At 45.9% G+C, this 6,949-nt stretch carries 10 protein-coding genes; 6 read left to right on the top strand and 4 right to left on the bottom strand.

Annotated elements, in window-relative coordinates; genetic code table 11:
• From IM496_RS05945 to IM496_RS05925, 5 genes are all read left to right on the top strand, one after another.
• Nucleotides 1-268: hypothetical protein (locus IM496_RS05945; protein WP_287661527.1), on the top strand; the 268-nt coding region annotated here is incomplete at its 5' end.
• Between the two features lie 35 nt (nt 269-303).
• Nucleotides 304-654, top strand: a complete 351-nt coding sequence (locus tag IM496_RS05940) for a slr0373 family blue light stress response protein (RefSeq protein WP_043996353.1) — start codon at nt 304-306, stop codon at nt 652-654.
• Nucleotides 655-733: 79 nt separating this feature from the next.
• The gene (gene ycf46, locus IM496_RS05935; protein WP_194017365.1) at nt 734-2,245 is read left to right on the top strand and encodes a stress-responsive protein Ycf46; all 1,512 of its coding nucleotides are present in this window, start codon (nt 734-736) and stop codon (nt 2,243-2,245) included.
• 134 nt (nt 2,246-2,379) lie between these two features.
• Entirely contained in the window at nt 2,380-2,733 is a 354-nt protein-coding gene (locus tag IM496_RS05930) for a DUF1257 domain-containing protein (protein WP_002731874.1), read from the top strand.
• 100 nt (nt 2,734-2,833) lie between these two features.
• Entirely contained in the window at nt 2,834-3,481 is a 648-nt protein-coding gene (locus IM496_RS05925) for a class I SAM-dependent methyltransferase (protein ID WP_002781835.1), read from the top strand.
• Nucleotides 3,482-3,856: 375 nt separating this feature from the next.
• Here the strand turns inward: IM496_RS05925 and IM496_RS05920 are convergent, their stop codons facing one another.
• From IM496_RS05920 to IM496_RS05900, 4 genes are all read right to left on the bottom strand, one after another.
• Nucleotides 3,857-4,636 (bottom strand): HNH endonuclease, encoded by a 780-nt coding sequence (locus IM496_RS05920; RefSeq protein WP_287661524.1) that lies wholly within the window; start codon nt 4,634-4,636, stop codon nt 3,857-3,859.
• Nucleotides 4,637-4,676: 40 nt separating this feature from the next.
• Nucleotides 4,677-5,762 (bottom strand): alanine dehydrogenase, encoded by a 1,086-nt coding sequence (gene ald / locus IM496_RS05915; RefSeq protein WP_287661522.1) that lies wholly within the window; start codon nt 5,760-5,762, stop codon nt 4,677-4,679.
• Between the two features lie 289 nt (nt 5,763-6,051).
• Nucleotides 6,052-6,354 (bottom strand): DUF3181 family protein, encoded by a 303-nt coding sequence (locus tag IM496_RS05905; RefSeq protein ID WP_149978261.1) that lies wholly within the window; start codon nt 6,352-6,354, stop codon nt 6,052-6,054.
• Nucleotides 6,347-6,601: a hypothetical protein gene (locus IM496_RS05900; protein WP_002761850.1), complete on the bottom strand. Its 255-nt coding sequence runs from the start codon at nt 6,599-6,601 to the stop codon at nt 6,347-6,349. Before IM496_RS05900 ends, IM496_RS05905 begins: the two co-directional genes overlap by 8 nt.
• A 183-nt stretch (nt 6,602-6,784) precedes the next feature.
• Here IM496_RS05900 and IM496_RS05895 point away from each other — a divergent pair.
• Nucleotides 6,785-6,949 (top strand): transposase family protein (locus IM496_RS05895; RefSeq protein ID WP_287661528.1); only part of this gene is annotated, 165 nt, incomplete at its 3' end.

The following is a 6,949-nucleotide window of genomic DNA, read 5'->3' as shown; positions in this document are numbered from 1 at the left end:
GGCAAAAGGCAAAAGGCAAAAGGCAAAAGGCAAAAGGCAAAAGGCAAAAGGCAAAAGGCAAAAGGCAAAAGGCAAAAGGCAAAAGGCAAAAGGCAGCTTTATTCTCCCCACACCCTACACCCTACACCCCACACCCCACACCCCACACCCCACACCCCATCACCCCACACCCCATCACCCCACTTCCCCACCAATTGTAAAGAAATGTTACAATTATGCTGTCATAACAGCTTACCATCTTGACAGGAGGGAAAGACAGTGGTTATAGTAAGGACACATACCCGGGTAAACCAATTTAGTGATATGCAAGACAAGCAAAAAGTCACACTGTACCTTCCCCCTGGAGTCCATCGTCAACTAAAGATCAGAGCCGCGATCGATGAAGAATCGATGTCAGGGCTGGTGGAAAAAGCGATCGCTTTTTACCTCAAATACCCCGAAAAGGTAGAGGAAATCGAAGCCACCGCCTATGGCAAAACCTATCAGGTTCATGTCTGTCCCGAGTGTGATGCCGCGTTAGTAATGAAAGAAGATCGGCTAAGGTCGATCAAACGCCAGCCCGCAATAGTGGGCGACGAGTTCCCGATCGAAGTTCCCGAACCCGTTGGCGCTCAAGGAACCACAGAGGGAGAAGCAGCCTTAGTTCCCTGCTAAATTCTCAGTAGTCGAACAAGGCATCTACAGCCATCAGCCGCCCAAGGTCAAAACCGTTATCACAAATAGGGTCGATGTTATGAAAGAAGAGCTAGAAATTCTCGTCAAGGCTCAGTATCCCCTGATTTACCTCGTCACCTCCGAGGAGGAAAGGGCGGAAGAAGCCATCAGCAAAATAGCCCAACTAAATACACAACATCGACGGGTGTTTGTCTGGACTGTCACCCACGGCATGATCGAACTGGGTCAACCCCGCCAAACCAGTCAACATAATACCGTGTCGCCAGAAGCGGCGATCGAATGGGTAGTGCGTCAACGGGAAGCGGGTATCTACATCTTTAAAGACCTGCATCCGTTCATCACTTCTGCTCCGGTCAATCGCTGGTTAAGAGATGCGATCGCCAGCTTTAAAGGAACCGAAAAAATCATTATTTTAATGTCTCCCCTGCAAGAAGTCCCCATAGAACTAGAGAAAGACGTGGTAGTTCTAGATTTTCCCCTGCCGGACATGGGAGAGTTAGATACAGTTCTCTCGCAACACCTAGGCAAAAATCAAAATCGTCGTACCACCACAGAGGTTCGAGAAAAACTCTTGAAAGCGGCCTTGGGCTTAACCAAAGATGAAGCCGAAAAAGTTTACCGCAAAGCCCATGTAAAAGCGAACAAATTGACGGAAGACGAGGTAGAAATCGTCCTTTCCGAGAAAAAACAACTGATTCGCCGCAACGGAATCTTAGAATATATTGAAGAGGACGAGACCATCAATGCCGTCGGCGGTCTGGAAGAATTAAAAAGATGGTTAAAACAGCGCTCAAATGCCTTTACAGAAAGAGCCAGAGGTTACGGACTCCCCCAACCGAAAGGAATGCTAATTTTAGGAGTACCAGGCTGTGGTAAGTCCTTAATCGCTAAAACCACCTCGCGCCTCTGGAGTTTACCGCTCCTGCGCTTAGATATGGGACGGGTTTACGATGGTTCCATGGTGGGACGGTCTGAGGCTAACCTGCGTAATGCCCTAAAAACTGCCGAATCCATCTCTCCGGCCATTCTTTTCATCGATGAATTAGATAAAGCTTTTGCCGGTGGTACAGGATCAGCCGATTCCGATGGGGGAACCTCTAGCCGCATCTTCGGCTCCTTCCTGACTTGGATGCAGGAAAAAACCTCACCCGTCTTCGTTATGGCCACAGCTAACCGAATTGAACGGCTACCAGGGGAATTTCTCCGCAAGGGGCGCTTCGATGAAATCTTCTTTGTCGATTTGCCCAATTCCGAAGAAAGACAAGATATCTTTAATATTCACCTGACTAAACGACGCTCCGACATTTCTCGCTTCGATTTGGAGCAGTTAGCCAAGGTATCCGATGGGTTTTCCGGTGCGGAAATAGAACAGGCGCTGATTGCCGCCATGTATGAGGCCTTCGCCCAAGATCGCGAATTCACGCAATTAGACATTATTGCGGCGATTAAGGCGACTCTGCCCCTATCTCGCACCATGACCGAACAGGTAACGGCCCTGCGTGATTGGGCCAGACAACGCGCCCGACCTGCTTCGGCCTCCGTCGCTGAGTACCAGCGATTGGAGTTCTAACAGACTTTCGCCCGCTCCCAACGGGATGAAAGGCTAGTTCTCAGGGACTAGCAATGCCTCGAAAAGCCGCTTGGCGGCACTCTTTAACTCTCAATCTGTTGTTGTTGATTCTTATCTACAAAGAGGAAATTCCAATGTCTCATTTCAGCACTCTCCGGACCAAAATCACCGATGCCGAAATCCTCAAAGCTTCTCTCCGCGACCTCGGCATTAGCGTAAAAACCGAAGCTGATGTTCGTGGTTACAACGGTCAACGGGTTCGCTCCGACATCGTTGCTGTTCTCGATGGCGAATATGATCTCGGTTGGTCTCGCAATACCGACGGCAGTTTCGATTTAATCGCTGACCTCTGGGGTGTGGCCAAAAAACACAATCAAACCGAATTGATCAACTCGATCAACCAAAAATACGCTGTGAACAAAACCCTATCCGAAGTGAAACAGCGCGGTCTGCAAAACGCTAACGTTAAGCTAGTCGTTCAAAGCTAAGATTTACAGCGCGTTCCCAAGCCTAGGGGTTGACCAGTTCGGTTAACCCTTTTTTCTGTCTGTGGGGTATGTTAAGAATAGTAAAATTAACTTGACAAAAATGCTCCGACCCGAAGAAAGAACTAAACTCGATCCGACCAAAGACAGCGATTTTTATGCTTTTCCCCGCTTCGTCACCCACGTGGATGAGGGTTTTATCGATCGATTAACCGCTCTCTACCGAGAGATATTATCGCCGAATACGCGCATTTTAGACCTGATGAGCAGCTGGGTGTCCCATTTACCGGAGGAGATGGAATTTGAGCATATCGAAGGTCACGGGATGAATGGGGAGGAGTTAGCCAAAAATCCCCGCTTGCATAGTTATTTTGTCCAGGACTTGAATGCACAGCCAAAATTGCCCCTAGGGGATAGTTCTTTTGATGCGGTGTTAATCACGGTGTCGGTGCAGTATTTGCAGTATCCAGAGGCGATTTTTGCGGAACTGTATCGTATTTTAAAGCCTAATGGTCTGGTGGTGGTCAGTTTTTCCAATCGTATGTTTTACCAAAAAGCGATCGCTGCTTGGCGCGATAATAGCGATTTAGGCCGGGTAGCGTTAGTGAAATCCTATTTTAAATCGGTGGCGGGATTTAGGGAAGTACAGGCGATCGTTCGTCCTGCTACTACCCCCAGTTTCCTGCAAATGTTGGGAATTATGGTCGCCGATCCCTTCTATGCAGTGATAGGGAAAAAGAATCCTCTCTAGGATTGTCATCATCGTTAAGTAGGGAGGCACAATTAATTTGTAGGATGGTTTAGCGGTAGCGTAACCCATGCAGGCGTTGGGTTTCATGCTTCAACCCAACCCACAAGATCAGCGATAACCAATTATACTAAATCCGGTTATTAAAAACTGATTATTTATTCCCCTTTGCCTCTTGCCTTTTGCCTCTCCTCATAACTAGCCTGTACTCAACGGATTTAGTATTAAACCTCGATCAAAAGCAGTATCAGTATTATGAGTACGAGCTAGGCAATGATCAAATCACAATCTGGTTTTTGTTGTTCTCCATCACCCAATTTAATAGTCAATATATTTTGAAATCCTCGAGCAGCAGATTTTTTATTAGTTATCCCATTTCTAGCCCTGAAATATATGATAGCGATGATAGTTTAAAAAATCTAAATCTGGTAAAAAGCGATCGGGAACATTTAAAGTTTTACCGCGATAGTTGATAAAATTTAGTTCTAACGTCTCGCTACCTTGATCCTGAGCCTTTTTTTCGATCTCATGGCCAATAATTAATCTTAAATCCTCATCAAAACTAATTAAACCTCGATCGAAAGCAGTATCATGAGTACGAGCTAGGCACAGGCCATTATGAGGGTTTAAACGCTGTTCAGGAAATTGACTCCAGGGTAATATATGACTAGCTGTTAGTAACAGAGGAATGGGATTTCCTGTAATACAGCAACGATAGTTATATAGGGCTAAAATTGTCTTTCTAAAAAAGTTTTGTCCGATTCTAACTTTTCTGATTGCCTCAGTTTCTGTTTTGATATTTTCCGAAAAATCAAGTCTGGTAAAATCCTCTTGCTGTTCGTTAATAACTCCTAAAATAACCTGTAATTTTTCCTCACTTTCTAGGGCTAATTCTGTCCAGTTATCCTCGAACTCCTGCCAGATTTGCCCATCAGCTTTACTGATACCTTTTAACCCCTGTACTCCTCGCAATTGATGCCTGGGATCGAGAGAACCAAAATTACATAATTTCATCACCAAGGCCGATGGTGTTCGCTGTAACTTTTGAGCGACTTCGATAATAACAGGATTGTTAGTGTGGAATTGTCCATAGGGAAATTTATAGTATAAATTGAGAGCGATCAGCAGCTCATCCCTTGTCCATAAATTCTTATTCATAACCCCTAGAAAATACCACCATCAGCCCTTAAATTACTGCTCAAATCAAATCGGGAAAAACTTCGCGCACTGCTGGATGAATTAACCGATGATTGGCGACATTTAACCCCTTAGCGAGGGAAACATCTTGATCCAAAGCTTTTACTCCATGGTCGGCTAATTTAATAACGTAGGGTAGGGTACTATTATTTAAAGCTTGGGTTGCCGTCCAGGGTACTGCTCCAGGCATATTAGGCACTCCATAATGTACTACTCCCGACTCCAAGTAAGTCGGTTGACTGTGGGAAGTGGCCCGCAGAGTTTCCACGCAGCCCCCTTGGTCCACTGCCACATCGACAATTACAGAACCAGGGTTCATTTTGGCGACTAAAGAGCGAGAAACCAGCGTCGGCGCTCGTTTTCCTAAGACTAGCACTGCCCCAATCAATAAATCGGCCCTAGGAACCACATTTTCTAATTGTGCCGGGCTACTGTAAAGCAATTCTACCCTGGAACCGAATAAAGTCTCTAAATAGGCCAAGCGCTCGACGTTAATATCTAAAATAGTTACTTTTGCCCCCATACCGATGGCAATTCTGGCCGCTTCCGTACCCACCACACCACCGCCAAGGATAACCACTTGTCCAGGACTCACCCCGGGGAAACCCCCCAGTAAAACTCCCCTACCTCCCTGTTGTTTTTCCAGATAGCGGGCCCCAAATTGCACCGAAAGACGACCGGCAATAACACTCATGGGAGTTAAGAGAGGCAAGCGACCATCGGCAAGCTCGACCGTTTCATAGGCGATCGCAGTTGTTCCCGACTCGATTAATGCTTCCGTTAAATAGCGCTCGGCCGCTAGGTGTAAATAGGTGAATAGGAGAGCTTCTTTATTTAAAAAGCCGTATTCTGCCTTAAGCGGCTCTTTTACCTTAACAACTAGCGATTTATCCCAAACTTGTGCCGCTTTTTCCACAATTTTGGCCCCGGCTTTTTGGTAATCTTCATCGCTGAATCCAGCACCCAATCCGGCGGCCGTTTCCACAAATACCCTGTGACCGCGATCATTGAGTACACGCACACTACTGGGACTTAAACCGACGCGAAACTCTTGATCTTTAATCTCTTTGGGAACACCTATTTCCATGGTTTGCTTCTGGGGGACTATTTCTAACTAGGGTATGCTGAAAAAGTTTTTCGGTGGGGGTAGGGTGTGGGGTGTGGGGTGTGGGGTGTGGGGAAGTGGGGAAGTGGGGAAGTGGGGTGTGGGGTGTGGGGTGTGGGGTGTGGGGTGTAGGGTTTTAGCCATTTTCAGGGGAAAAGTCCCTGAATTTTCCCCCAGATCACTCCAAGGGCCAGTACTTATCGAACAATGTTTTTAGATTTATTCAGCCAACCCTATAGTTGCGAGTTATCAGGCATACTATTGGGGAATTTTAGCGACTTTTTTGGTATTCTTCGAGCAAATCGATTAAATCCACCTGACATTTGGTGGGTAACAAATCCGCTAGAGAAACTTGCAGATGACCACCTCCGAGGGTGACTTTTATCTCCCGCAGGATAGACATGACTGCATTCTCACTTAAACTGTCGTTTTCGAGCAAAGGGAAGACTTTTTCGGCAACGACGCTGTGTAAATGTGCTTCCCGGAGATAGAGATGCCATTTAGCCACGTCAATGTAGATATTGTCGCCGATTTGGGCTGCCAGATTTTCGATGTCCTGAGTTGTGTTAGCCATGGGATGTTACCGAGTAGTTAGCGATCGCCGCTATATAAATCAAATGTCCCACCAATAGGATAGCCCAAATTCCCGTGAACAGATTTAACCAAGTCCAATCGGAAAATTTAATGATATGAAAAAACCACAACCCTGAATTAATCGCTAAAAAACCCGCTACATGAACGGCGAAATTCATGCGATCATCTAAACGTCGGAAAGCGGGATCGTTTTTGCGATCGGGTTGACGGGGCCAACGAGGAGGCATAAGCAGTGATCAGTGATCAGTTATCAATTATCAGTGTACCGTTTTTTTAGCCAATAGATTTTGTCTTTGATCCCCCCTGCCCCCCTTGATAAGTAGGGCTGTTTCATTCTCCCATCAGAATATCAAAAGTAAAAGCGATCACTGTCAGGTAAAATGATAAGTGACCGCCAACCTTTAAAATATATGTTGAGCTTAATAGAAAAACTAAAACAAGTCAAGGACTTTCGGAAAGATAAAGGAAAAAGACACCCTTTATGGATAGTATTAGTAGTAATAATACTGGGAACAATGCTAGGATACTCAGGTTATAGAGAGCTAGGAGAGTTTGCTAAAAATAATCGGCACAGG

It is taken from the genome of Microcystis sp. M049S2, assembly GCF_020245625.1.
GTDB classification, from domain to species: Bacteria; Cyanobacteriota; Cyanobacteriia; order Cyanobacteriales; family Microcystaceae; genus Microcystis; species Microcystis ichthyoblabe_A.
The sequence above is the reverse complement of the archived record's forward strand: the minus strand, read 5'-3'. Positions and strand labels throughout refer to the sequence as shown.

What these genes read in the sequence shown, in the direction of transcription:
- IM496_RS05940 (WP_043996353.1), top strand. Translation starts at nt 304, where the DNA reads ATGCAAGACAAGCAAAAAGTCACACTGTACCTTCCCCCTGGAGTCCAT.
- ycf46 (WP_194017365.1), top strand. Translation starts at nt 734, where the DNA reads ATGAAAGAAGAGCTAGAAATTCTCGTCAAGGCTCAGTATCCCCTGATT.
- IM496_RS05930 (WP_002731874.1), top strand. Translation starts at nt 2,380, where the DNA reads ATGTCTCATTTCAGCACTCTCCGGACCAAAATCACCGATGCCGAAATC.
- IM496_RS05925 (WP_002781835.1), top strand. Translation starts at nt 2,834, where the DNA reads ATGCTCCGACCCGAAGAAAGAACTAAACTCGATCCGACCAAAGACAGC.
- IM496_RS05920 (WP_287661524.1), bottom strand. Translation starts at nt 4,636, where the DNA reads ATGAATAAGAATTTATGGACAAGGGATGAGCTGCTGATCGCTCTCAAT.
- ald (WP_287661522.1), bottom strand. Translation starts at nt 5,762, where the DNA reads ATGGAAATAGGTGTTCCCAAAGAGATTAAAGATCAAGAGTTTCGCGTC.
- IM496_RS05905 (WP_149978261.1), bottom strand. Translation starts at nt 6,354, where the DNA reads ATGGCTAACACAACTCAGGACATCGAAAATCTGGCAGCCCAAATCGGC.
- IM496_RS05900 (WP_002761850.1), bottom strand. Translation starts at nt 6,601, where the DNA reads ATGCCTCCTCGTTGGCCCCGTCAACCCGATCGCAAAAACGATCCCGCT.